Source organism: Acinetobacter lwoffii (assembly GCF_024129855.1).
GTDB lineage: Bacteria > Pseudomonadota > Gammaproteobacteria > Pseudomonadales > Moraxellaceae > Acinetobacter > Acinetobacter lwoffii_L.
The window spans coordinates 31164-54429 of the sequence record NZ_JAMXXC010000019.1; the positions used below are offsets into that span (position 1 = coordinate 31164).

General features: G+C 42.7%; 26 protein-coding genes and 1 pseudogene. 16 read left to right on the forward strand and 11 right to left on the reverse strand.

The window, feature by feature from the left end; genetic code table 11:
* Window positions 1–71: 71 nt before the first annotated feature.
* The 4 genes from NI465_RS12650 to pabC all read right to left on the reverse strand — a co-directional run bounded on the left by NI465_RS12650 (window position 72) and on the right by pabC (window position 3058).
* On the reverse strand, window positions 72–488 hold the full coding sequence (locus NI465_RS12650; protein WP_005106446.1) for a PaaI family thioesterase: 417 nt from the start codon (window positions 486–488) through the stop codon (window positions 72–74).
* 95 nt (window positions 489–583) lie between these two features.
* Window positions 584–1183: a dTMP kinase gene (tmk, locus tag NI465_RS12655; RefSeq protein WP_253145542.1), complete on the reverse strand. Its 600-nt coding sequence runs from the start codon at window positions 1181–1183 to the stop codon at window positions 584–586.
* 2 nt (window positions 1184–1185) lie between these two features.
* On the reverse strand, window positions 1186–2244 hold the full coding sequence (gene mltG / locus NI465_RS12660; RefSeq protein ID WP_005247523.1) for an endolytic transglycosylase MltG: 1059 nt from the start codon (window positions 2242–2244) through the stop codon (window positions 1186–1188).
* A gap of 1 nt (window position 2245) precedes the next feature.
* Window positions 2246–3058: an aminodeoxychorismate lyase gene (gene pabC, locus NI465_RS12665; protein ID WP_005247525.1), complete on the reverse strand. Its 813-nt coding sequence runs from the start codon at window positions 3056–3058 to the stop codon at window positions 2246–2248.
* Window positions 3059–3218: 160 nt separating this feature from the next.
* Between pabC and NI465_RS12670 the strand changes: the two genes are divergently transcribed.
* From NI465_RS12670 to NI465_RS12705, 8 genes are all read left to right on the forward strand, one after another.
* Window positions 3219–4226 carry a sulfate ABC transporter substrate-binding protein gene (locus NI465_RS12670; RefSeq protein ID WP_253145544.1) on the forward strand — a complete coding sequence of 336 codons (1008 nt, stop codon included), beginning with the start codon at window positions 3219–3221 and terminating at the stop codon, window positions 4224–4226.
* A 175-nt stretch (window positions 4227–4401) separates the two neighbouring features.
* Window positions 4402–5415 (forward strand): sulfate ABC transporter substrate-binding protein, encoded by a 1014-nt coding sequence (locus NI465_RS12675; protein WP_253145546.1) that lies wholly within the window; start codon window positions 4402–4404, stop codon window positions 5413–5415.
* A gap of 32 nt (window positions 5416–5447) precedes the next feature.
* Window positions 5448–6053, forward strand: coding sequence for an RBBP9/YdeN family alpha/beta hydrolase (locus tag NI465_RS12680; RefSeq protein WP_253145548.1), 606 nt, complete (start codon window positions 5448–5450; stop codon window positions 6051–6053).
* Window positions 6054–6138: 85 nt separating this feature from the next.
* Window positions 6139–6972, forward strand: coding sequence for a sulfate ABC transporter permease subunit CysT (gene cysT / locus NI465_RS12685; protein ID WP_004279076.1), 834 nt, complete (start codon window positions 6139–6141; stop codon window positions 6970–6972).
* On the forward strand, window positions 6969–7862 hold the full coding sequence (gene cysW / locus NI465_RS12690) for a sulfate ABC transporter permease subunit CysW (protein WP_004279077.1): 894 nt from the start codon (window positions 6969–6971) through the stop codon (window positions 7860–7862). Before cysT ends, cysW begins: the two co-directional genes overlap by 4 nt.
* A gap of 11 nt (window positions 7863–7873) precedes the next feature.
* The gene (locus tag NI465_RS12695) at window positions 7874–8935 is read left to right on the forward strand and encodes a sulfate/molybdate ABC transporter ATP-binding protein (RefSeq protein WP_004645633.1); all 1062 of its coding nucleotides are present in this window, start codon (window positions 7874–7876) and stop codon (window positions 8933–8935) included.
* Window positions 8936–8988: 53 nt separating this feature from the next.
* Window positions 8989–9912, forward strand: a complete 924-nt coding sequence (locus tag NI465_RS12700) for a CysB family HTH-type transcriptional regulator (protein ID WP_180086195.1) — start codon at window positions 8989–8991, stop codon at window positions 9910–9912.
* 93 nt (window positions 9913–10005) lie between these two features.
* The gene (locus tag NI465_RS12705; RefSeq protein ID WP_253145550.1) at window positions 10006–11235 is read left to right on the forward strand and encodes an OmpP1/FadL family transporter; all 1230 of its coding nucleotides are present in this window, start codon (window positions 10006–10008) and stop codon (window positions 11233–11235) included.
* A gap of 58 nt (window positions 11236–11293) precedes the next feature.
* Here NI465_RS12705 and carO read toward each other — a convergent pair whose 3' ends face one another.
* Window positions 11294–12025, reverse strand: a complete 732-nt coding sequence (gene carO / locus NI465_RS12710) for an ornithine uptake porin CarO (RefSeq protein ID WP_243475051.1) — start codon at window positions 12023–12025, stop codon at window positions 11294–11296.
* Between the two features lie 319 nt (window positions 12026–12344).
* Between carO and dapD the strand changes: the two genes are divergently transcribed.
* The 5 genes from dapD to NI465_RS12735 all read left to right on the forward strand — a co-directional run bounded on the left by dapD (window position 12345) and on the right by NI465_RS12735 (window position 15681).
* A complete protein-coding gene (dapD, locus tag NI465_RS12715) occupies window positions 12345–13166 on the forward strand; it encodes a 2,3,4,5-tetrahydropyridine-2,6-dicarboxylate N-succinyltransferase (protein ID WP_004645637.1) in 822 nt (273 codons plus the stop codon).
* 131 nt (window positions 13167–13297) lie between these two features.
* Complete coding sequence (gene queE / locus NI465_RS12720) at window positions 13298–14008, forward strand: 7-carboxy-7-deazaguanine synthase QueE (RefSeq protein WP_148334603.1); 711 nt, start codon at window positions 13298–13300, stop codon at window positions 14006–14008.
* A gap of 34 nt (window positions 14009–14042) precedes the next feature.
* A complete protein-coding gene (gene queC / locus NI465_RS12725; protein WP_005097579.1) occupies window positions 14043–14711 on the forward strand; it encodes a 7-cyano-7-deazaguanine synthase QueC in 669 nt (222 codons plus the stop codon).
* A gap of 16 nt (window positions 14712–14727) precedes the next feature.
* Complete coding sequence (locus NI465_RS12730; RefSeq protein WP_005097581.1) at window positions 14728–15141, forward strand: hypothetical protein; 414 nt, start codon at window positions 14728–14730, stop codon at window positions 15139–15141.
* Between the two features lie 81 nt (window positions 15142–15222).
* A complete protein-coding gene (locus NI465_RS12735) occupies window positions 15223–15681 on the forward strand; it encodes a peroxiredoxin (RefSeq protein WP_004731690.1) in 459 nt (152 codons plus the stop codon).
* 86 nt (window positions 15682–15767) lie between these two features.
* Here NI465_RS12735 and NI465_RS12740 read toward each other — a convergent pair whose 3' ends face one another.
* Window positions 15768–16331, reverse strand: a complete 564-nt coding sequence (locus NI465_RS12740; RefSeq protein WP_026055725.1) for a YceI family protein — start codon at window positions 16329–16331, stop codon at window positions 15768–15770.
* A 409-nt stretch (window positions 16332–16740) separates the two neighbouring features.
* Window positions 16741–17346: a LysE/ArgO family amino acid transporter gene (locus NI465_RS12745; protein WP_005265788.1), complete on the reverse strand. Its 606-nt coding sequence runs from the start codon at window positions 17344–17346 to the stop codon at window positions 16741–16743.
* 104 nt (window positions 17347–17450) lie between these two features.
* On the opposite strand from NI465_RS12745, the gene NI465_RS12750 reads away from it, so the two are divergent.
* On the forward strand, window positions 17451–18356 hold the full coding sequence (locus NI465_RS12750; protein WP_253145552.1) for a LysR family transcriptional regulator ArgP: 906 nt from the start codon (window positions 17451–17453) through the stop codon (window positions 18354–18356).
* Window positions 18357–18361: 5 nt separating this feature from the next.
* On the opposite strand, the gene NI465_RS12755 is transcribed toward NI465_RS12750, so the two are convergent.
* Window positions 18362–18931: a nicotinate-nicotinamide nucleotide adenylyltransferase gene (locus NI465_RS12755; RefSeq protein ID WP_253145554.1), complete on the reverse strand. Its 570-nt coding sequence runs from the start codon at window positions 18929–18931 to the stop codon at window positions 18362–18364.
* A gap of 103 nt (window positions 18932–19034) precedes the next feature.
* Here NI465_RS12755 and NI465_RS12760 point away from each other — a divergent pair, with 103 nt between their 5' ends.
* Together NI465_RS12760 and NI465_RS12765 are read left to right on the forward strand one after the other, a co-directional pair.
* A complete protein-coding gene (locus tag NI465_RS12760; protein WP_168730827.1) occupies window positions 19035–19835 on the forward strand; it encodes an enoyl-CoA hydratase-related protein in 801 nt (266 codons plus the stop codon).
* A 70-nt stretch (window positions 19836–19905) separates the two neighbouring features.
* Window positions 19906–20700 carry a nitroreductase family protein gene (locus NI465_RS12765; protein ID WP_071850390.1) on the forward strand — a complete coding sequence of 265 codons (795 nt, stop codon included), beginning with the start codon at window positions 19906–19908 and terminating at the stop codon, window positions 20698–20700.
* A 227-nt stretch (window positions 20701–20927) separates the two neighbouring features.
* On the opposite strand, the gene NI465_RS12770 is transcribed toward NI465_RS12765, so the two are convergent.
* The 3 genes and pseudogenes from NI465_RS12770 to NI465_RS12780 form a co-directional block, all read right to left on the reverse strand.
* Complete coding sequence (locus NI465_RS12770) at window positions 20928–22397, reverse strand: carotenoid oxygenase family protein (protein ID WP_253145556.1); 1470 nt, start codon at window positions 22395–22397, stop codon at window positions 20928–20930.
* Between the two features lie 132 nt (window positions 22398–22529).
* Window positions 22530–22847, reverse strand: coding sequence for a YqfO family protein (locus NI465_RS12775; protein ID WP_071850392.1), 318 nt, complete (start codon window positions 22845–22847; stop codon window positions 22530–22532).
* 17 nt (window positions 22848–22864) lie between these two features.
* Window positions 22865–23179, reverse strand: a pseudogene (locus tag NI465_RS12780) (LysR family transcriptional regulator); the annotation flags it as partial.
* Between the last annotated feature and the right edge of the window lie 87 nt (window positions 23180–23266).

Sequence of the window (23266 nt, forward strand, 5' to 3'; positions counted from 1 at the left end):
TTTCTTTTTAGATTTTTATTTGCTCAAAGTCAGCTTAGGCTATTTATAGCCAGTCTTCTAATTTCAAATATTTAACGTTGTGGTGGAATTGAATATGTTCCGGTCACATGCGCCACAGGTTCTTCATGATCTATCGAATAAATCCAGACTTCTCCCACGATCAGTGCCTTGCCGACCTTGATCAGCTTACACTCTCCCCGTATATCCGTTCCACCAGAAGGTTTACGTAAAAAATTGATATTCAAGTTAGTGGTCACGGCCAAACCGACCAATCCAATTTCACCCAGAATGGCGACATAAAGAGCAAAATCCGCCAAGGTCATCATGGTTGGGCCAGAAACTGTGCCGCCTGGGCGCAATTCTTCTGATCTCACCTGATAAACCAGAGTGGCTCCACGCGGAGAAACGGCTTCAATCCGGCACTTCTCCAGACTTTGCGGAAATTCTTTTTGTAAAAATTGTTCTATCTCAGTTTTGGTCGTTTTCATATGATTAAAAAATCTTCTATATCAGTCTTAATATAGAAGATTCTTCACAGATAAACCTAGAGAAAAATTAAATAAAAAGTATTTTAATTCCAAGCTTATTTTAAATAACTTAAGGCCTGCTCAAATACCTGCTCAGGCGTTTGAGTTGCATCCAGACGTTTGATCCGTTCAGGATGACGCTGCCACAAGCTTTCATATCCTGCTCTCACTTTCTCAAAGAAAGTGACTTTTTCCTGTTCAAAGCGATCCAGCGCACCACGTTCACGTGCTCGGTTCATCCCCAGTTCAATAGGTGCTTCTAACCAGAACGTGATGTCCGGCATGCGTGCGACAAAGTGGTCATTGAGTAATTGCAACTTGGTTTCACTCACCCCCCGACCTGCACATTGATAGGCAAAGCTGGCATCGCTAAAACGGTCACATAAGACAATTTTCCCAGCTTCTAATGCGGGCAGAATCACTTGTGCCAGATGCTGGGCACGCGCCGCATACATCAATAACAGCTCGGTATCATGCGCCATGGCTTCTTCATGGTTCACAGCCAGCAACAGCGAGCGAATCTGCTCAGCCATCGGGGTTCCACCGGGTTCACGAGTCAAAATAACATCTTTGCCCTGGGCGATAAAGTCTTCATAGATCGAACGAATGAGCGTGGTTTTACCTACACCTTCTGTGCCTTCAAAGCTAATAAACATACTCATTCCTTATTTTTCGAGCGTAAAATCGTCAGATATTCCTGTACGGCTTTATTGTGGTCATTCAGATTGCTCGTGAACTTATGTCCACCATTACCGGTAGCGACAAAATACAGGTTGTCAGAATTATCCGGATGCATGGCTGCTTCAATGGCTTTCTTGCTTGGCAACGCAATTGGCGTTGGCGGCAAACCTGAAATAGTATAGGTGTTATACGGCGTCGGTGTGCGTAAATCTTTACGGGTAATATTGCCATTATAATTATCGCCCATTCCGTAAATCACTGTTGGATCGGTCTGTAAACGCATGCCAATTTTTAAACGGCGTACAAATACCCCAGAAACCTGTTCCAATTCACGATCTACACTGGTCTCTTTTTCAATAATCGATGCCATAATCAGCGCGTCATATTTATTCTGATATGGCAGATCAGTTGCACGTTTCGCCCACGCCTCATCCAGTGCTTTCATCTGTCGCTGATAAAGATTGGTCAGAATTTTACGGTCAGTTTCACCTTTGGCAAAGAAATAAGTATCCGGTGCAAACAGCCCTTCAGGATGTGAAAACGGAATATTCAGTTCTTTGAGTAATTGCTCAGTAGGCAGATGCAGCACTTCTTTGGTGACCAGATCATTTTTCTTCAGGGCATCAATCAGTTGCTTAAAAGTCGTTCCTTCAATCACCAGAATCCGGCTCATCTGGGCATTGTCTGCATCGGAAATCATCTCCAAGACCTGACGGATGCTCATGCCCTGGCGCACTTCATAGACGCCCGCTTTCATGCTGTCATGAATCATGATGCGCTGATACAGCTTGAGAATGATCGGAAAACTCACCTGATTTTCTTTGGCCAGACGATCAATAAAACCGGAATAGGTTTGACCAGATTCAATCGCGAGCAGCTGTTTTTTTCCTTCGACAGGATACTCCTTCCACAAACTGCTTTTCAGGATCAACGCCAAGATCAAAGCAATCCCCATCAGGACCAAGGCAATTCCTTTGAAAGATGAGGAGAATCTCGCTTTATTTTTCTTTTTGGCTTTAGGTTTGGAAGCTGACATATTAAGACATCTGGTTCAATCGAAGACGGTTAAAAATTTCAATACAAGCATCGCCATCCAAGGTTCGCTGCTCAAATTGCGTGACAATTTTCATCGGGCTGAGTGCATTGCAGAAAAACAGGCTTTGAATATGGTTGATTTCATCCATATCGATACAGCGTTGCTGACAGCTAATTCCCTGATCTTGCATACGTTGTAGAATTTCTGCACGCATGACACCGAAGACGCCATTATAACGAAGTTCCGGCGTAATCCATGTATTGTTTATACGAATGAAACAATTACTGCTTACCCCTTCGACAACACCGCCCTGTACATCTGTCACCAGGGCCTCAGGCCAGCCGCTTTGATCTGCTTCCTGTTTCAGCAAAACCTGCTCTAGACGGTTTAAGGTTTTTAGCCCTACCAGACTCGGCATCGTCAGTCCTAATGCCTGCTGTAAAATGCCACTTTGAATCTGCTCAAACTTAAAATCCTGTACGGTTTGAGGATAATAAAATAGCCAGAGATCTGCAGGATGATCCGGCAAGCTATAACCGCGCTGACCAATTCCACGACTCAGCACGATTTTCAATGTGCCATTCAGTTCATGTTCTGATGCACGTAAAATCTGTAAGCTTTCTGCAATCAGATCAAGATTGGCATTCAGGCTTAATTTCTGATTGCTAATGTGCAAACGTGCCAGATGACGATCATATAATTCAATCCGGTTATGCCGAATCCGGGCCGTGGTAAAACAGCCATCACCATAATGAAAGCCACGATCCAGCACATCTATCTGGCTGACCTGTTGGGCATTTTTTAAATACAGCATATTTTGCAGCCTCTAAAATGAAAAATTGAGCAGTCAGATTCAGGCTTCACCTATATATCTTTTTTACTCACATCCAATTCTTTTTTAATTATTTTTTATGCAAAAAATCTCAAGCTATTCTTGCCTCATCTAACAAAAGCTAAAAAACTTGAGGCAAAAAATGAACACGCGTAAATTAAAAATTGGGGTACTGGCAGCGCTACTTTCAGCAAGCGCCTTAAGCGTTTCAGCAAAAGATTTCCTGAACGTGTCTTATGACCCGACTCGCGAATTGTACGACAACTTTAATAAAGAATTCAGTGCTTACTGGAAAAAAACCACTGGCCAGGAAGTCAATTATAAACAGTCGCATGGCGGTTCAGGCAAACAGGCACGTGCGGTGATTGATGGTCTGGATGCAGATGTCGTGACACTGGCACTGGCGGCAGATATTGATGAAATTGCAGAGCGCGGTTTGCTGCCGAAAGACTGGCAGAAGAAATTCCCGCAAAACTCGACGCCTTATACTTCGACGATTGTGTTTTTGGTACGTAAAGGCAATCCAAAAGGAATCAAGGATTGGGGCGATCTGGTTAAACCGGGCGTAGACATTATTACTCCAAACCCGAAAACCTCAGGTGGGGCGCGCTGGAATTATTTAGCTGCCTGGGCGTGGGCCAAACATCAAAAAGGTGGCAATGATGCCAAAGCACAAGACTTTGTCCGTCAAATCTATAAAAATACCAAAGTACTGGATTCGGGTGCGCGTGGTGCTACTACGACTTTTGCTGAGCGCGGCATCGGTGACGTCTTGCTCGCTTGGGAAAATGAAGCGCATTTGGCCGTCCGCGAACAGCCGGGCAAATTTGAAATCATTACCCCTTCTTTGTCTATTCTGGCTGAACCACCGGTGGCGATTGTAGAAAAGAATGCGAAGAAAGATGGCAATGAACATCTGGCCAAAGCCTATTTGAATTATCTGTATTCACCTGCTGGGCAAACTGTGGCTGCGAAAAACTTTTACCGTCCACGTAATGCGAATGTCTTGAAGCAGTACAACAGTGTGTTCAAATCATTAAAACTGGTGACCATCGATAAAGAGTTCGGTGGCTGGACTAAGGTTCAGAAACAGCATTTTGATAACGGCGGTATCTTTGACCAGATTGTCAAAGCCAACCATGCAAAATAATGCTTTAAATGCAGTTCATTATGGCCTTTATTCATAAGGCCATTCTTATTTCAATCACTTAAGAACTTATTTATCTCTTTTTTTCATATAAAATTCATTTTTAATTATTTTTTATGCATAAAGAATAAGTTTATTCTGCGCTTATGTTACAGAACATATCAGAGATTCAGTCCAGATGAGCATTTCAAACACATTAAAACTTGGGGTTTTAGCAGCTGTTATCTCGGCAACCTCTTTCGGTGCAACAGCACGTGATTTTCTCAATGTATCCTACGATCCGACCCGTGAACTGTATGAAGATGTAAATAAGAATTTTGGCAAATACTGGGAAAGCCGTACCGGACAAAAAATCAATTTCAAGCAATCACATGGCGGTTCAGGCAAACAGGCACGTTCAGTGATTGATGGTCTGGATGCGGATGTGGTCACGCTGGCACTGGCAGCCGATATTGATGTGCTGGCAGAAAAAGCAAAACTATTACCTGCGGACTGGCAGAAGAAATTGCCGCAAAACTCGACGCCTTATACTTCAACCATCGTTTTTCTGGTACGTAAAGGCAATCCTAAAGCAATTAAAGATTGGGGTGATCTGGTCAAACCGGGTGTAGCAATCATTACCCCAAATCCAAAAACCTCAGGTGGGGCTCGCTGGAATTATCTGGCGGCTTGGGCTTGGGCCAAACATCAGGCGGGCGGTAATGATAAGACTGCGCAAGAATTTGTCCGTAAAATTTATAAAAATACCAAAGTGCTGGATTCTGGGGCACGTGGCTCAACCACGACTTTTGCTGAACGCGGCATCGGGGATGTTTTACTCGCTTGGGAAAACGAAGCACATTTGGCCCTTCGCGAACAGCCGGGAAAATTTGAAATTATTACTCCTTCTCTGTCTATTCTCGCTGAGCCACCGGTGGCGATTGTAGAAAAAAATGCCAAGAAAAAAGGCAACCAGCACTTGGCTCAAGGCTATTTGAACTTCCTGTATTCACCATTGGGGCAAGACCTGGCAGGCAAACATTATTATCGTCCACGTAGTGAAGCCGCTTTAAAAAAATATAAGCATGTGTTCAAACCACTAAAACTGGTGACGATTGATCAGGAATTTGGCGGCTGGAACAAGGTACAAAAAGCCCACTTTGAAAATGGTGGTGTCTTTGACCAGATCGTCAAAGCCAACAGCGCAAAATAATCCTCCAGGCTGATTGATACAGGAGCATCGACATGATTCATACGCTTATCGTTCCCGGTGTAGGTGGCAGTGAATACAACCACTGGCAAACCTGCTTACAGCACCGGCTGATGCGATGCTCCCGTGTGCAGCAAAAGGACTGGAATCATCCGGTACTGGATATCTGGGTGGCAGAATTTGTCAAAACTCTGCAAGCCATTCCAGCAGAGGTTCAGATTGTCGCGCACAGCTTTGGCTGTCTGACCAGTATTGCGGCTCTTGCCCGACATCCGGAACTCAATGCAAAAGTAAAAAATCTGCTATTGGTGGCACCGGCTAATCCGGCACGGTTTGGGGAAAATGGTTTTGCGCGTGATAGTCAAACAGACTACAGCGCCTATTTTCAACAGCTCAAGCTTCAAGTGCCCACTACGTTATTGATCAGTGAAAATGATCTATGGTTAAGCTTTGAAGATGCGCACATACTGGCCCAAGCCTGGAAAATTAAACCGATCAATCTGGGCGCAGTCGGTCATGTCAATGTCGCTTCTGGTTTTGGCCCTTTTCCTGGAATTGAACAATATTTGATTTCAGAAAACACTATGCCCCATATCAGCAAAGTTGATGAGAGCAAGTATTATTTTAAATTTGCATTTTAGTCGCTGCAAACTATGCTTGTGCCAAATTTATTTTCTAATTTCGCTGGTTATTTTTAATCAGCATTCTCTCTTTTGAGGAGTAATCATGTCGCAGCGATCCCGAGTGCTGCCAGGATTTGGTCTTTCTCTAGGCTTTACCCTAGCGTATTTGTCATTAATCGTTTTGATCCCGCTATCAGCTGTTTTTATTAAATCACTGGGCATTGGCTGGGATGGCTTATGGGAAATCCTGAGCTCTGAACGTATCTTGAAATCATTGCAGTTAAGTTTCACCGCGGCCATTGTCGCTGCACTGGTCAATGTAGTGTTTGGCCTGTTGCTGGCGTGGTGTCTGGTACGTTACAGCTTTCCGGGCAAACGTATAGTCGATGCTCTGGTAGATTTGCCTTTTGCCTTGCCAACCGCAGTTGCGGGTATTGCCCTGACCTCTTTATATGCACCGACCGGCTGGATTGGTCAATATTTAGAACCGATTGGCATTCAAGTCGCTTATACCCCGATTGGTATTACACTGGCATTGATCTTTATTGGTCTGCCTTTTGTAGTGCGTACCGTTCAGCCAGTCCTCAGCGATCTGGAAACTGAACTGGAAGAAGCGGCTTCTGCATTAGGTGCCAACCGTTTTCAGATTGTGACCAAAGTGATTTTTCCAATTCTGCTGCCTGCGCTGATCACTGGTTTTGCTTTAGCCTTTGCCCGTGGTGTCGGTGAATATGGTTCCGTCATCTTTATTGCCGGTAACCAGCCTTTTGAAACGGAAATTGCACCGTTAATGATTATTTCTCGTTTAGAAGAATATGACTATGCTGGTGCAACCACGATTGCTGTCGTCATGCTACTGATTTCCTTCGTGATGCTATTCCTGATTAACTTATTACAGGCATGGGCCAGCCGTCGTACCGGGAGAACTGCGCGATGAGTTTAAATACCAACAGCAATGCGCTGGCTGAAAAGCTGCAATCCCGCGATGCAACCCGCGAGCCGACCTGGGTACGTTATACCCTGCTCACGATTGCGCTGATTTTCTTTTTGAGCTGCTTGATTCTGCCCTTGATTCTGGTTTTTGTTGAAGCATTTAAACAAGGGGTTGGTGTTTATACCCAAGCGCTGGTGCATCCGGATACCTTGTCAGCCGTGAAACTTACCTTGCTGACTGCTGCAATCGCAGTACCGCTTAACGTCGTATTTGGTGTTGCGGCAGCCTGGTCTGTGGCGAAGTTCAACTTTCCGGGGAAATCATTCCTGACCACCATTATTGATCTCCCTTTCTCGGTTTCACCTGTGATCGCGGGTATGATGCTGGTGCTGATTTTCGGTACCCAAGGCTGGATGGGTTCTTGGCTGATGGATCACGATATCAAGATCCTTTATGCAGTGCCTGCGATTGTCCTAGCGACTATCTTTATTACGGTACCTTTTGTTGCGCGTGAGCTAATTCCGTTAATGGAAGCACAAGGAACCGAAGAAGAAGAAGCTGCGATTGTACTCGGTGCATCTGGCTGGCAGACTTTCTGGAAAGTGACCCTGCCCAATATCAAATGGGGTCTGATCTATGGCGTGATTCTGTGTAATGCGCGGGCCATGGGTGAATTTGGTGCGGTGTCGGTGGTTTCCGGCCATATCCGTGGTGAAACCAATACCTTACCGCTACACGTCGAAATTCTTTATAACGAATATACCTTTAGTGCTGCGTTTGCCGTGTCTTCGCTTCTGGCTCTCCTCGCAATTGTGACCCTGATTTTAAAAACATGGGTGGAACTGCGCCAGGAAAAACAAGACAAACGTAATGAAGATTCAACAGTTTCTTAAGGAATGCCCACATGAGTATTCAAGTACAAAATATTGAAAAACACTTTGGTGCATTCCATGCACTGAAAAATATCTCGCTGGATTTCCCAGATGGTCAACTGGTCGCGCTTCTTGGCCCATCTGGTTGTGGCAAAACCACTTTGCTACGGATTATTGCCGGCCTGGAATCTGCGGATGGTGGCCAAGTGATTTTAGAAGGTCAGGATGCCACCAATGTTCATGTGCGTGAGCGTGAAGTCGGTTTTGTATTCCAGCACTATGCCCTGTTCCGTCATATGACGGTATTTGACAACATCGCCTTTGGCCTGCGTGTGCGTCCACGTAAAACCCGTCCATCGGAAGCGGAAATTAAAAAACGCGTGACACGTTTACTCGACTTGGTTCAGCTCGGTTTCCTGGCTGACCGATATCCAGCTCAACTTTCTGGGGGTCAGCGTCAGCGTATTGCCCTTGCACGTGCTCTGGCCGTTGAACCACGTGTATTATTACTAGATGAACCTTTCGGTGCACTGGATGCCAAAGTACGTAAGGAACTGCGTCGCTGGTTACGTACCCTGCATGACGAATTGCATATTACTTCGATCTTCGTGACTCATGATCAGGAAGAAGCACTTGAAGTTGCAGATCAGATCGTAGTAATGAACAAAGGCAATGTAGAGCAGATCGGTTCACCGCGTGAGGTCTATGAAACCCCGAAAACTCCATTTGTATTCGACTTTTTGGGTCAGGCGAACCGTTTTGAAGGTCAAAACAATGCAGGCATCATCCAGCTCGGTGAAGACCGTATTCAATTCGAGGGTGCAAAAAATGCCGCTCAAGGTGAAGTGATTTTATTCGCACGTCCAGATGAACTACGCATCCATGCACAGCCACACGACAATGCCATTCAGGCGACCTTCATTCGTGAATTATGGATCGCGGGTAAAGTCGTTGCAGAGCTAAATGACCGTCAAGGCAATCTGATCGAAATTTTACTCACACCTGATGAAGCGAGAGCGCATCAATTCCGCCCAAATCAAACTGTTTGGTTAAGTGCGGTTAACTTGCATTTATTTGAAAACCAGGTCGCTTAAGATCAAAAGATGGGGCTTTAAAATGCCCCATCCTCTTCTAGGGTAAGAGAATTATGAATTTCCAACAATTAAGAATTATACGAGAAACGGTTAGACAAAACTTTAATTTAACTGAAGCTTCGGCTGCGCTTTATACTTCACAGTCCGGGGTAAGTAAGCATATTAAAGATCTGGAAGATGAACTGGGAGTACAGCTATTTATCCGTAAAGGTAAACGCCTACTGGGCTTAACCGAACCAGGTCAGGCACTTTTAGGCATTGTGGAACGCATGCTGGTCGATGCCGACAATATCAAACGTCTGGCCGATGATTTCAATAAAGTCGATGAAGGCACATTGACGATTGCCACGACGCATACCCAGGCGCGTTATGTGTTGCCACCAATTGTCAGCCAATTCAAAAAAGAATTCCCTAAAGTACATTTGATTTTGCAACAGGCCAGCCCGGTTGAAATCACGGAAATGCTGCTGCAAGGTCAAGCCGATATCGGTATTGCGACCGAAGCACTCACCACTGAAGATAATCTGGCCAGCGTACCTTATTATAACTGGCAACACAGTATTATTACCCCGCAGAATCATCCACTGGCGAGTAAGGAACACGTGCGTATTGAAGATCTGGCGCACTACCCGATTATTACCTATCACGGTGGTTTTACCGGTCGTTCCAAGATTGATACCGCTTTTGAAGAAGCTGGTTTTGATGTGGATATTGTGATGTCCGCGCTGGATGCCGATGTCATCAAGACCTATGTAGAAATGAATATGGGTGTCGGCATTGTCAACGATGTGGCCTATGACCCGGAGCGGGATTACCGTTTAAAGCAGATTGAAACCGATATTTTCGGCGTAAATACCACCTGGATTGCAGTGCGTAAAGGTCATTTATTACGCGGTTATGGCTACGAGTTTATTTCCCTCTGCTCACCAGACGCAGATATTAAGGCACTGAAAAAAGTGGCTTATCCAGACGAATAAATTGCAGTATTTTAAGTTTTTAATCAAAGAGGCTACATCGCCTCTTTTTTATTTTTTGAGTGGATAAAGAATATAAATATCAAGCATAATCACGTGCATAATAAATTGAATTATACCAAGATGATCAATCATAAATTTGCTCTTTTCTCCATGGGCTTGTTTTTCTCCGGGTCAGGTTATGCAGCAGCGTTTGAACAATCTAACCAAAGCATCCAATCGTTTTTTGAAAAAAATCATTATGCTGAAGTTTCATTGGCCTGGATTCGCCCTGATATCAGCGGTCAGGTACAACATACCGAAGAGCTGCAACAATTAGGCATCACCGATTTTTCAACAGGAAATCTTGCCCATAACCAATTGATCTCAAATGCCGCATTAAAATTCCAGTTGCATCCTCAAGTGTCGTGGGGACTGATTTATAATCAGCCTTATTCTATAGATATCGCTTATCATTATGATCCTGTTTTTGCAGGTGCAGCACTTCCAATTGAGGCTGCTACCATTCAATTTGAGAGCCATAATTTGACCTCATTAATTGGCTTTCAACCAAACGATAACTGGAATTTTTATACAGGACTAAGTTGTCAAAGCTTAGAGGGAAATTTATATTTATCCGGGCAGACATTTTATATATTCAATGGTTATCGAGCCACATTTGAACAAGATCCCGCTTGGGGCTGGCTTGCTGGAATCAGTTATCAGATTCCTGAATATTTTTTTAGAACCGCACTGACCTATCGTTCTGCAATCACTCATCACAATAAAACTACTGAATCGATTGTTGTCGGTACGAATCCAGCACCTTATACAGAAATTCAAACTCCTCAGTCAGTAAATCTGGATTTTCAGACAGCTTTAACTGATCAAAATGCACTCTATGGCACGCTGCGTTGGTCGAACTGGCAAAATTTCGTGATCCAGCCGCCTAAATTTGGCGCTGTAATTGACTATGCAGCCTTACAGTTCCCTGAAGTAAAATCTTTTAGAATGATTGATTATCGTAAGGATCAATGGTCTGGAAAAATCGGACTTGCTCATCAATGGCCATCTTTTGGCATAAATTCTATCGAACTCTTATGGGATTCTGGTACAGGAAATCCGGCTTCAACCCTGAATCCGAGTGATGGCTATTGGGGCATCGGACTAGGTCATCTTTATAAGATTCAAGAAACCTGGGATATTGCTACAGGACTATATTATTTAAAGTTTCAAAAACCTGAAATTTCCTTATCAGAACCTATTACGCCACAGATCGCAGGTTTATCCGCAGTTTCTGATAACAGTGCCTGGATCGCAGGTTTGAAACTGGGTTACCACTTTTAAAATTGTTCTAAAAAAACAAAAAAACGAGCCGAAGCCCGTTTTTTTATGAGGTTAAATCTTAGAAGCGGAAGCTTACACCAAGTTTAGCGACTGGTAGCCATTCGTACTCATTGTCGTTACGAATATCATCTTCTTCCAACTGAACTTGTTGGTTAAAGTCAGCAATAACTCCAGGATTTGTAGGAGTAGCAACTCCACTTGAAGTTAAGTTAACTGTTGGATTTCCATTGTAGTAAGCGCCAATTTCACCAAACACACCCCAACGATTAGTAATCGCTGGAGAGAAACCAATACCTAGGTAGGGTGCAATATTATTTTTATAAGATAGGTCACCACTAATACGTGCATCTCCTACTGCCTTGAATTCAACATCATTTACGGAGAAGGTTTCACCCGAACGAACTCGACGATCGATATCATATTGATTATCTACATAAGCTACACCAGCCGCCATATAGAACCAGTTTGCCCAAGGACGGATTTCAGCATTTAGGTAAGTCAGGTTATTGTCCATATCCAGGTCATAATCAGAACCATTGATTGATAAATCATCCGACCAGGAAATATCACCGCCGTTATAACCTAAAGTGACACCTACATATGGGTTAGCACTCCAGGAAATTGCACCACCATAACCGGTAGTACCGACTTCAGCACGAACAGCTGCAGGTTTAAAGAAAGAGAAAGATGCTACACCTTCATCTGTTACGATCGTTTCATCAGCAGCCATAGCAGAACCAGCTGCTGCAGCCAAAATAGAAACTGCTAAAATTTTATGTAAAGATTTCATTATTTCTCTCCTCAAAAGAACTTATTTTGATCATTAGTTATTCGTGATGAGCTCAATATAAAGGACTTAAAAAATATTTTTTATTCACGTTTTGCTGATCTTTTGTTATTTTTTGATACAAATTAATTTTTCTTGTTGATAACCTGGATTTTTCTAACACTTCTCCTACATTTTAAAATAATGAAAAATAACACTTATCACGTTCATTATTTCAAATTTCCCACGCTTTTGGCGATTTTTCATCTATTTTAGCTCTGCTCAACTATTTTTAATGCAATATAGTGTAAAATCTAGAAAATTTTTTTCTGGAAGGAAGATCATGTCGCAGCTTTCAACAATCATTGAACAAGCGTTTGAAGACCGTGCGAATTTCACAGCTGCAGATTGCTCTGCTGAAATCCGTCAAGCAGTTGAGGAAGTAATTGCTGGCCTAGACAATGGTACTTTACGTGTTGCTGAAAAAATCGATGGTGAATGGGTTGTTCATCAATGGATTAAAAAAGCGGTATTGTTATCATTTAAATTGAACGACAACAAACCAATGGAAGCTTGTGATCTTCGTTTCTATGACAAAGTAGAGACTAAATTCTCAGGTTGGACTGAAGAACAATTCAAGGCTGCTGGCGTACGTGTTGTACCGCCTGCTGTTGCACGTAAAGGTTCTTTCCAGGCCAAAGGCGTGATCTTGATGCCTTCTTATGTCAATATCGGTGCTTATGTAGATGAAGGCACGATGGTTGATACTTGGGCAACTGTAGGTTCATGTGCGCAAATCGGTAAAAATGTTCACTTGTCAGGTGGTGTAGGGATTGGTGGTGTGCTTGAACCGCTTCAAGCGAATCCAACCATTATTGAAGATAACTGCTTTATCGGTGCACGTTCTGAAATCGTTGAAGGCGTAATCGTTGAAGAAGGTTCTGTGATTTCAATGGGCGTATTCATTGGTCAATCAACCAAGATTTATGACCGTGCCACTGGCGAAATTCATTATGGTCGCGTACCAGCAGGTTCAGTCGTTGTTGCTGGTAGTCTCCCTTCTAAGTGTGGCACTTACAGCCTGTATGCTGCCATCATCGTGAAAAAAGTTGATGCACAAACTCGTTCTAAAACAAGTCTGAACGATCTATTACGTGAAGACTAAGATGTCTTAACTTAGAGGACACATTTGTGTTCCTCGGAGCTTCAACTGCTCCTTGTCTCTACGATTAGTAATAATCGTAGGGATTTTTATTTTTATACCCGGTTATTTATTTCTCATTGGTTAGTTTTGTTATGAATACGCTTCGATCTTCCGCAATTCCTGTCTCTGATCCGTCTGCGGGTTTACGCATTACGGAGATTTTCTATTCATTGCAAGGTGAAGCCAATGCTGCAGGACTGCCAACAGTATTTATCCGTTTAACCGGTTGCCCATTGCGTTGTAGCTATTGTGATACCACCTATTCCTTTGAAGGCGGTGAGCGTCAGTCTCTGGACGATATTATCCAGACCACGCTTGATTTTAAAACCCCTTATGTCTGTGTGACCGGCGGTGAACCACTGGCGCAGCCCAATGCCCTGCCCCTGATGCAGCGACTTGCGGATTTAGGATGTGAAGTTTCACTTGAAACCAGTGGCGCTTTAGATGTGTCCAAAGTGGATCCGCGTATTTCCAAAGTTTTAGATTTAAAAACACCAACTTCAGGTGAAGTTGCACGGAATTTGCTTTCTAATCTCGATCATTTAACTGCACATGATCAAATCAAGTTTGTGATATGCAATCGTGAAGATTATGAATGGTCAAAACAGCAGCTTGAACAGTACCAACTTCAAGACAAAGTGAGTACAGTTTGGTTTTCGCCTGCATTTGCGGTCGAAAAAGGTGCGGTTTGTTTACCTCCACTGGCACGTGATTTGGCTCAGTGGATTTTAGAAGACCATCTCCCTGTTCGTTTCCAGTTACAACTGCACAAGTTGTTATGGAATGATGAAACTGGTCGTTAATTTTTTGTAAAGTATTTTTTTGGAGAATCAGCTTATGCGCCCTCGTGCCATTGTACTGTTATCTGGCGGATTAGACTCAACAACATGTCTGGCTTGGGCGCAGGCACGCTATGAATGTATCGCACTCAGTTTTCGATATGGTCAGCGTTCAACCACCGAGCTGGATGCAGCAAAGGCTTTAACGCAACGTGCGGGTGTGGAACATCGAGTGATCAATATTGATCTGGGTAATCTGGGTGGCTCAGCCCTTACCGATCATAGTATTGAGGTGCCCGACCATGAACAGGCTGGCATTCCGATTACCTATGTTCCGGCACGTAATACCATCTTCTTGTCTTACGCCTTAGCAGCAGCTGAAGTGTTCGAAGCTGAAGCGATTGTTATCGGAATTAATGCAGTTGATTACTCCGGTTATCCGGATTGCCGTCCGGAATTTATTGACGCATTTGCCAACATGGCACGCCTTGCGACCAAGGTTGGCGTAGAGGGTCAGGCGCTCAAATTTGAAACACCTTTGTTACATTTATCCAAAGCAAATATTATTCGCTTAGGTATTGAACATGGCGTAGACTACAGTCAAACGGTGTCATGCTATCAAGCAGATGACCAAGGACGTGCCTGTGGCAAATGCGACAGTTGTCGTTTACGTAAACAGGGTTTTGCGGACGCAGGTGTTGAAGACCCGACACGTTATATACCGTAATAACAAGGTAGAGTTTATGAAGAATTTAAAATCAAGCATCGTGCTTTCAGCAATTGTTTCAGCTGCTGCTATGTTCGCAACTACGGCTCAAGCGGCTGATGACAAATTACAACAAGCTTATAAAAGCACCAATGTAAAATCTGCATTGATCAATGTTTGTAAAAATGAAACTGGCAAAAGTAAAAAATTGACGGCTGCTGAAGTCAGCAAATATTGTGGTTGTGCTATTGAAGCAGATGGCAAATTAACCAATGCACAAAAATGGGAAATTCAAAGCACCATTAACCAGAAGAAAAGCCCAGGCACTTTAGCTTTTGTACAGAAGCAGAATAAAGATCTTCAAGCATGCTTTGGTCCACAGTTAACAGGCAAACTGAAAACTTTGACTGAAGAAGCAATGAAATCAGCGCAAGCGGCACCAAAGAAATAAGATCTGATTATTCTTTGATAAAATAAGCCACTATAATGTGGCTTATTTTTTTGAAAAAATTTAAAGAAAACAGGAGTTTTTATGTCTGAAATTAGTTTGCTTGACCAGAATTTTCCTGCGACGACAGGCGAAATCAATTTAACCCAGTTGAATACAGAATGGCTGGTGATTTATTTTTATCCTAAAGATTCTACGCCAGGCTGTACGACTCAGGCAGTTGGCTTTTCCTGTTTAAAAGATCAGTTCGATGCTTTAAACACCACAATTCTTGGCGTATCACGTGATTCGGTAAAAGCGCATCAGAACTTTACTGAAAAGCAAAATTTGAGTATCAATCTGATCAGCGATAAAGAAGAAGTGTTGTGCAATCACTTTGATGTGATTAAAGAAAAGAACATGTATGGCAAACAAGTAATGGGCATTGAGCGTTCAACTTTTATTTTCCATAATGGCCAACTGGTCAAAGAATACCGTAAGGTCAAAGCAGCAGGTCATGCAGAACAAGTTCTGGAAGATTTAAAAGCTTTGCAAGCTGCTTAATTGCATGTTTGTCTATGAATAGAAGCTCGAAACATTCGGGCTTTTTTTACAATAACTTTCATATCATCAAGTATTTTATATTTCCCCTAGTTCATTTCACACTGTCCTGATAGATGAAGATTCACTTTATCCCCTACGCCGGCAATTCCTTTTTTCATACCAAAATCCCTACGGTTAATCACGGCAGATGCCTGAACATCAAGCAGGTTGGCATTCGACATACTGGGTTTAAAGGTTGTTTCAAAAATCACAGGCTTGGTCACACCACGCAGGGTTAAATGACCTAAAACATTGTATTTGCCATTGCCCAAGTCTTTAAACTGGATACTTTTAAAAATTACAGTCTTATATTTTTCTACATAAAACAGGTCTTCGCCCAAAATCATATGTTTAAATAGCGGCTTACTAAAGCTTAAACTTTCCACATCCATGACCAGATGAGTTGAGGCATTTTGCGGTGCTTTAACGTCAAACTGCATCGTGGATTGAACCTGATTGAACTTGGCTTTAACTACAGTAAGACCCATCGACTTAATCTCAAAACCGACATCACTTTTGGGAGTTAAGGTCCATGATCTTGCAAAAGACTGACTGGTCAAAGCTAAACAGATCGCTAGGCTAAGGAGCCCAGTTTTTATTATTGTTTTCAATTTTAAATCCACCTTGTTTAATTTCTTATTGATCGGATTTAAGTACACCGCTTAATCTGAAACTAAACTTTCTTGTTTTTGAGCGAACAGGTTTTCGTTATTTTTATACCAGTTTATTGAAGTTTTTGTAAAATCATTCATGACTAACGGACAAAATACTTGCTTTGATTTTTCTCTAATAAGTGGCCCTGCTAGCCTAGCAGGAGACTGGTTTCCTCTTATAAAATTTTGATTTTATAAATTTTTTATACAAACCAGATCCTTTATTTTAAGTTCAATTTATATTGGAAATATCCATATGCTTGCAGCACTGAAAAGAGTTGTTTTCTACGCTGCCTATTCACGATCACTATCTAAAATGACACACTTAGACAACTCTTAACCGATCTATCAGCTTTCGTAGCCTGAATCAAATACTGAGAATTAATGACACTGCGACGCCCCACATGGTACAGGCAATAATAGCATCCAGTATTTTCCATGCTTTTGGATGTTGGAACCAAGGCGTCAGTATCTTTGCCCCATATCCCAAACTAAAGAAGAAAAACCAGGAAGCACAGACAGCGCCTAAAGCAAACCACCATTTTCCTAAGGCGTATTGAGTTGAAATTGATCCAATCAATATGACTGTGTCTAAGTAAACATGCGGATTTAGCCAGGTAAAAGCCAGGCAGATCATCAGTACTTGTAGAAAATGCTCTGTGAGCTGATCACTTGGTGCCAAAACCTCTGTTGATTTAAATGCGCTGATCGCATGGTGCAAACCATAATAAAACAGGAATCCTGCGCCAATATATTTAGAAAATATAATAATATCCGGATAATGTTCAATGACACGCGCAAAGCCCAGTACGCCAAGCAGAATTAAAATGGAATCAGACAAGGCACAAATCACACAGACCCAGAACACATGCTGCTGTTTTAAACCTTGCTTTAATACAAAAGCATTCTGTGCACCGATACTGACAATCAGGCTCATTCCCACAGCAAAACCACTCATCATATAACTGAACATCACATTCCCCTTTTTTTGAATAAATGAATTATGCAAAAAAATGAGTGCGATTAATTAAAACTAAGTTAATATCAATTTAACTAAATTATTTTTAGATAACAGATATGCTGAATGCAAAACAATGTGATGCTTTTTACGCAGTTGCAAAAACGGGAAGTTTCGATCTTGCTGCCGAGCAGCTAAATATTACTGCCTCGGCAGTGACCCTTCGTGTTCAAAGTCTGGAAAAAAAATTGGGACAATTGCTTCTGGTGAGAGATCGACCTTGCCGTGTGACTCAATCCGGACAAACCTTATTGCATTATTTACAGCATCAACGTTTGCTAGAACAGAATCTGATGCAGGATTTGGGTGGACAATTGCAACAGGAAGGTTTCTATTGTCTGAATATTGCCACCAATGCTGATTCGCTCGCGACCTGGCTATTACCAACCTTACAAGCCCAGCTGATCCAGCATAAAATTGTGTTGCATTTTCAGGTGGATGATCAATCACAGACTCATCATCTGTTAGAAGCAGGTCTCGTCAATGCCTGTTTGAGTACTGAAGCCAAAGCAATGAAAGGTTGCCGGGCAGAATTGATCGGACAGATGCAATACCGTCTCGTCGCTACGCCTGAATTTTCCCGAAACTGGTTTCATCAAGGCGTACATCGGGATGCGCTACGCCTTGCCCCTGCCATTATTTTTAATGAAAAAGACCAACTCCATACCCAATTTATTCAGCACGAATTTGGCCTGAATCTAGCACAATATCCTCACTTTTTTATTCCATCGACTCATGCATTTTTTGATGCGATTGTCATGGGTCTAGGCTATGGCTGGCTGCCGGACTATCAAACCAGGGATTTACTGGAGTCAGGTCGACTGCTTGAACTTTCAAGTGAGATGCGAATTGAAGTGCCCTTGTATTGGCATCACTGGAAAGAACAGTCTCCTGGTCTAGAAATCCTTGGGGAGTGTTTGAAACAGCATGCTCAAACTACCATGAATCAACCCATAACAACCTGATACTTTTAAAGCAGATTGGTTTTATCATTCTGGGCAAATTTTTCACTGAGTTGCTGATAGGTCGTGGTTTTTTGGAAATTCTCTAGAAAATCAATCGTGCCTTGTGGAAATTTATCTCGTTGAATTTCGCCACGATAATAAGCTTCACGCATCGGCGTGGCGGATAAGGCATCTTCCAGGCTGTCAAGTTCGACCATTTCCCATTCTGGAAAAAAATTTAAATAATAAGAAGAATCATCTTTAAAGTGCCCAATCAGCCCAACTTTGGCATCCGGTTCAATAACCTGATTCACCAGCGATTTCACCAGTTTTTGCCATTTTTCATCATTATAAACATCAATGACTTCTACAAATTTGATCCGAGCTTGATCTTCAGGACTGAAATTTGACAGGATCATGGCTTCACGCTCCGAAGCCAAGAATGGATTTTTGATATTGCGTTCATTTTGCGCAGAGCCGAGAGCCAAAATCACATGTTGACTGTGTTGCAGGGCAATGTTAATCGTTTGCATGTGCGCCAGATGAAAAGGCTGAAAGCGGCCAATGAAAACCAGATAATCAAATGTATAGTTCATAAGGGATCAGTTTTTTATGACTCATGAGTTGTGCTGCCCCAATAAATATGCGACATAATCATTCCCATAAAATCAAATTAAGTTTTAAAGCAAGGATAGTACGATGACACTGAGCTGTATTCAACAACCTCATGAGCATTTGAATGCGAATTTAGAACATGGTGTACTCACTTTAGCCATCAATCGTCCGGAAGCGAAAAATGCGTTATATAGCGAACTTTATCTCTGGATTGCGAAAGCTTTAGATGAAGCAGATCAGGCGCCTGAAGTTCGTGTGGTCGTTTTACGTGGTCAGGATGCAGACTTTAGTGCGGGCAATGATATGCAGGATTTTATGAAATCTGCCGCGAAGAAAGGTCAGGCACCCGCCGCTGAAGGCCCACCGTTTGTTTTACTGAAATCTGCTGCAAAATTTTCCAAGCCATTGATTGCAGCCGTGCGTGGTGTTGCAATCGGCATTGGCGTGACGATCTTACTACATTGTGATCTGGTCTATAGTGACAATACCGCCCTGTTCCAGATTCCATTTGTCAGTCTGGGTCTATCGCCTGAAGGTGCTTCAAGCAAGCTGTTGATTCAGCAAGCGGGTTATCATAAAGCGGCCGAATTATTGCTGACTGCGCAAAAATTCAATAGTGAAAAAGCGCTCGACGCAGGTCTGGTGAATAACATTGAAGAAGATGTTTACACTAAAGCAGCAGCACAAGCTGCCCAGCTCTCTGCTCTGCCATTGGCATCACTGGTGCAATCCAAAGCCTTGATGAAACACAATGTGAATGAAATTGTGGAATGGATTGACCATGAAGCAGAAATTTTCATGCAGCGTGTCGGCTCGCCAGAAATGCTGGAAGCGGTTCAAGCCTTTATGCAAAAACGTAAACCTGATTTCACACAATTCAACTAATTTTCAAACTTATGAGTTCAGTGAGGTAGTTTAGACTGCCTCAATCTTTTATTTTTCCAAGAATTTGAATATGCCAAATCAAAACTCTCAAAACTCTTCCGAAACAACAGATAGTTCAAATCCAGAAAAGAAACGTTATTACGAACCTACACCTCAAGATATAGATGTCGATAATTTTCGTAAAGTGATTGAAAGTCGACGTTCAGTGCGTAAATTTACCAAAAAGCCAATTCCTGTCGAAGTGCTGGATGCCTGTCTGGATCTGGCGTTGTTGGCACCAAATTCGTCGAACTTGCAGCCTTGGACTTTTTATGTGGTACAAAATCCGGGCAAGAAAAAACGTCTGGTCAAAGCCTGTATGAGTCAACTGGCAGCTAAAACTGCTTCTGAGCTAATTGTCTGTATCGCACGTACCGATCGTATCGATGAAATGGCGAAACGTAATGTGAATGAATTTCCATTTCCTGAAGCACCGCCCGCGATTAAGAAATACTATAAATATATTCCTTACAACTATAAGACTGGTTATCTGAATGCTTTTGGTAACTTTAAGAAAGTGGCTTTCAAAGTTGCCCGTACACTGGACAAACAAATGCCAGTGTCTGCTTTCAGCCCAGCTGATGCGAAACTGTGGGCGACCAAAACAACGGCGCTCGCTTGTGAAAATCTGGTCTTAGCTTTACGTGCTTATGGTTTTGACAGCTGTATGATGGAAGGTTTTGATGAGCCGATGGTTCGTGAAATTCTGAAATTAAATGATGAACAGTATCCGGTCATGGTAATTGGTGCGGGTGAACGTGCTGAGGATGGAGTATTTTTCCCACAGTACCGTTTTGATCGTGAGCTGTTTATTCAGAAGGTTTAATAGCAGCTATAGAAAAACAAAGCCTTAAGTTCTACCTCATTTGGTGATATGGATATCGCGCTTAGGCAGAGATTCAAGAATGAATTTCTGCCTAACACATAATTTTGCTTATCCTATGCAATATATTTTTCGTTCTTTAAAGCCCTATCAGCCTGCAAACAGAGAGTGAAGTCTTCACGCTATATGAAGGCTATGCCATCTTAAAAATGCCAGTAAATAATCAAAACCTATGAATAGTGGGTTCTCAATTTCCGATAATCAACCCAGTTACAATGAAACCCGACGGGTACACGTACCTGTAAATGAATGGTTGCAATCGGCCCTTCAGCCATATGCTGTGCATCCAGAATCACCACTTTGGATGGGCGTCCATCTAAAGCATGAACATAAGACATCAGCCAGCCATCATTTTCAGCTTGCGCCCCTTCCCGTGCGACGAATATCACCTCTCCTGTCACCCAATTCTCTCCAAAAGAATAGCTTTCTGAATTGCCAGTTTCCACATCATGGCTCAAAAGATTATTGCTGCTGACATGAGGAGGATCATCAAACTCGCCAAAGGAAATAGTGTAGACATAGCGATAAGGCCGTCCGGTATAAGCTTCATTAATCCGTGGGAATTCCTGTTTCATCTCGGATAATATCGTCCGCACCACTTTTCCAGTACCGTGTTCAAAAATAAACCGCTCCAGCCGAATATCCTGATCTTCAATCGGTCCCTGAATCGAACTGACCAATGCTTTGGGGTGCACCACCGCATCCATAACCACATCACCAGAATCCAGCTCATAAGCATTCACGGTATGAAAAATAAAACAGGGATCAATCTCATACCAGCGAATATCTATTGCCTTACCGCCAAAAGGCAATATACCAATGCGTGCCTGCCGTTTTGGATTCCATTGATATGGCAACATTGAACCCTTTAAAGCACTGCATACAGAAAAGTTAACATTCAGGTCCAGAATCAGAACCTGGGATCTGGTAATAGCACAATCATGAATCATCGGACCATGTTTCACTGGAATGTCGACGTGATGTTTCAATTTTCCTGTGGAATCTATCTGTAGATAAAAAACTTTGTTCTGACTTAAAGCATCATAACAAATCGCATGAATATCGCCCGTTTCAGGATCAATATGCGGATGGGCAGTAAATGGAAAATCCTGATCATCTTCAAACAAATGATGTCGTTTTGACTCCAGTGCAGCATTCAACTCAACTGGATATGCACCCGCTTCTACCAGTGCCCAGATTTTTCCGGCAAAGTGGATAACATTGGTATTGACTGCATCCGCGACACCTCGCGTTTTACCGGGAATTTGTGGTCGATGAAGTTTTTTCTGCACACTGGCAGAACCGATATAACTGCTTTTATACCAATGTGCCTCACCACCCTTCAGTCTGAGCGCATGCAACATGCCATCGCCCGTAAACCAGTGATAGTTGCGTGGGTTTTTGACTGTAATAGGATTTGGACCAATCCGCATTAATGCACCATCCAGTTCTGCAGGAATCTGCCCTTCAACCTTTAAATCTGTGGAAAAGTGTTCCTGCCGCTCTGGTGCAAATATACCTTCCAGATAGGGATTATCTGGCGAATATGGAATGCGCTGATGCAGGATTTCTGTACCGTACTGGATAGATTTACTGAGGGTATTCTTAAGCGCACTGCTCAGCGGTTTTGGCCACGGCATTGTTATTTTCCTTATTATATTTTTTCTTTGGATTATTCTGGAAGAAATGATAATAACAAAAGCAGGTCGGCTGGTTTCTGAATCTAGATTAACGGCGCGCTAAGTTAAACGCGCCGCAGCAGAGTATCAATTTTAGACTTTGATATCCAGAAGCTGAATAAATTCAAAGGCTGGCTCTTCATAAGGATGACTTTCTTTCAGCGCCTTGGCCACTTCGACTGCCTTTTCATCCGGCACCAGAATTTCTACCCGCCATTCTTGTACCTGTTCCAGTTTACCCACTTCACCAATATGAGGATCTGCACCTTCCTGCGGCTTAAACTGTCCGGTTCCTAAAACCTGCCAGGCACAGTCCGTATACTCACCAATGCCGCCTGCCCCTGCTGCAAATATCGCATTTTTGGTGTCTTCCAAATTTTCATCCGGTACGTAATAAATCAGCTTTAACATATATTCCTTCCTGCAATTCAGATACTTGTCGTATTGTTAAGGGCTTGGGTAATCATCTTCAATGCAGGATTTTGGGAATTCTTGTTAAATGTTGCATACAAGCCCAGTTTTGGCAGTGCCTGATCAGTCTGGACAATTTTCACATGATCATTCAAAAACCGCAGTAAATATTCAGGCGCAAAACTAAAGCCCATTCCCATATTGGTCAGATTGATGTGTTGCAAGACATTGGTCACCCACAACAGCTGTTCATGCTCAAGCTGATCAATGCAGAGTAGTCTATCCAGCTTTTCATAAAATACTGGTGAAGCATTCTGCTCACACATAATTAGGGTGTGTTGACACTTTTAGCTTAAAAAAATAGCGAAGTAGTAAAATCAAATCGCCAAACCCAATTTTACTATTCGCTATGCCTCGTA

Excerpts from the sequence above, each read along its gene's own strand:
- NI465_RS12730 (WP_005097581.1), top strand. The coding sequence starts at position 14,728 with ATGAAGAATTTAAAATCAAGCATCGTGCTTTCAGCAATTGTTTCAGCT.
- NI465_RS12670 (WP_253145544.1), top strand. The coding sequence starts at position 3,219 with ATGAACACGCGTAAATTAAAAATTGGGGTACTGGCAGCGCTACTTTCA.
- NI465_RS12695 (WP_004645633.1), top strand. The coding sequence starts at position 7,874 with ATGAGTATTCAAGTACAAAATATTGAAAAACACTTTGGTGCATTCCAT.
- NI465_RS12760 (WP_168730827.1), top strand. The coding sequence starts at position 19,035 with ATGACACTGAGCTGTATTCAACAACCTCATGAGCATTTGAATGCGAAT.
- pabC (WP_005247525.1), bottom strand. The coding sequence starts at position 3,058 with ATGCTGTATTTAAAAAATGCCCAACAGGTCAGCCAGATAGATGTGCTG.
- NI465_RS12650 (WP_005106446.1), bottom strand. The coding sequence starts at position 488 with ATGAAAACGACCAAAACTGAGATAGAACAATTTTTACAAAAAGAATTT.
- NI465_RS12770 (WP_253145556.1), bottom strand. The coding sequence starts at position 22,397 with ATGCCGTGGCCAAAACCGCTGAGCAGTGCGCTTAAGAATACCCTCAGT.
- NI465_RS12745 (WP_005265788.1), bottom strand. The coding sequence starts at position 17,346 with ATGTTCAGTTATATGATGAGTGGTTTTGCTGTGGGAATGAGCCTGATT.
- mltG (WP_005247523.1), bottom strand. The coding sequence starts at position 2,244 with ATGTCAGCTTCCAAACCTAAAGCCAAAAAGAAAAATAAAGCGAGATTC.
- NI465_RS12775 (WP_071850392.1), bottom strand. The coding sequence starts at position 22,847 with ATGTTAAAGCTGATTTATTACGTACCGGATGAAAATTTGGAAGACACC.
- NI465_RS12750 (WP_253145552.1), top strand. The coding sequence starts at position 17,451 with ATGCTGAATGCAAAACAATGTGATGCTTTTTACGCAGTTGCAAAAACG.
- tmk (WP_253145542.1), bottom strand. The coding sequence starts at position 1,183 with ATGTTTATTAGCTTTGAAGGCACAGAAGGTGTAGGTAAAACCACGCTC.
- NI465_RS12680 (WP_253145548.1), top strand. The coding sequence starts at position 5,448 with ATGATTCATACGCTTATCGTTCCCGGTGTAGGTGGCAGTGAATACAAC.
- queE (WP_148334603.1), top strand. The coding sequence starts at position 13,298 with ATGAATACGCTTCGATCTTCCGCAATTCCTGTCTCTGATCCGTCTGCG.
- cysT (WP_004279076.1), top strand. The coding sequence starts at position 6,139 with ATGTCGCAGCGATCCCGAGTGCTGCCAGGATTTGGTCTTTCTCTAGGC.
- queC (WP_005097579.1), top strand. The coding sequence starts at position 14,043 with ATGCGCCCTCGTGCCATTGTACTGTTATCTGGCGGATTAGACTCAACA.
- NI465_RS12700 (WP_180086195.1), top strand. The coding sequence starts at position 8,989 with ATGAATTTCCAACAATTAAGAATTATACGAGAAACGGTTAGACAAAAC.
- dapD (WP_004645637.1), top strand. The coding sequence starts at position 12,345 with ATGTCGCAGCTTTCAACAATCATTGAACAAGCGTTTGAAGACCGTGCG.
- cysW (WP_004279077.1), top strand. The coding sequence starts at position 6,969 with ATGAGTTTAAATACCAACAGCAATGCGCTGGCTGAAAAGCTGCAATCC.
- NI465_RS12675 (WP_253145546.1), top strand. The coding sequence starts at position 4,402 with ATGAGCATTTCAAACACATTAAAACTTGGGGTTTTAGCAGCTGTTATC.
- NI465_RS12765 (WP_071850390.1), top strand. The coding sequence starts at position 19,906 with ATGCCAAATCAAAACTCTCAAAACTCTTCCGAAACAACAGATAGTTCA.
- carO (WP_243475051.1), bottom strand. The coding sequence starts at position 12,025 with ATGAAATCTTTACATAAAATTTTAGCAGTTTCTATTTTGGCTGCAGCA.
- NI465_RS12755 (WP_253145554.1), bottom strand. The coding sequence starts at position 18,931 with ATGAACTATACATTTGATTATCTGGTTTTCATTGGCCGCTTTCAGCCT.
- NI465_RS12735 (WP_004731690.1), top strand. The coding sequence starts at position 15,223 with ATGTCTGAAATTAGTTTGCTTGACCAGAATTTTCCTGCGACGACAGGC.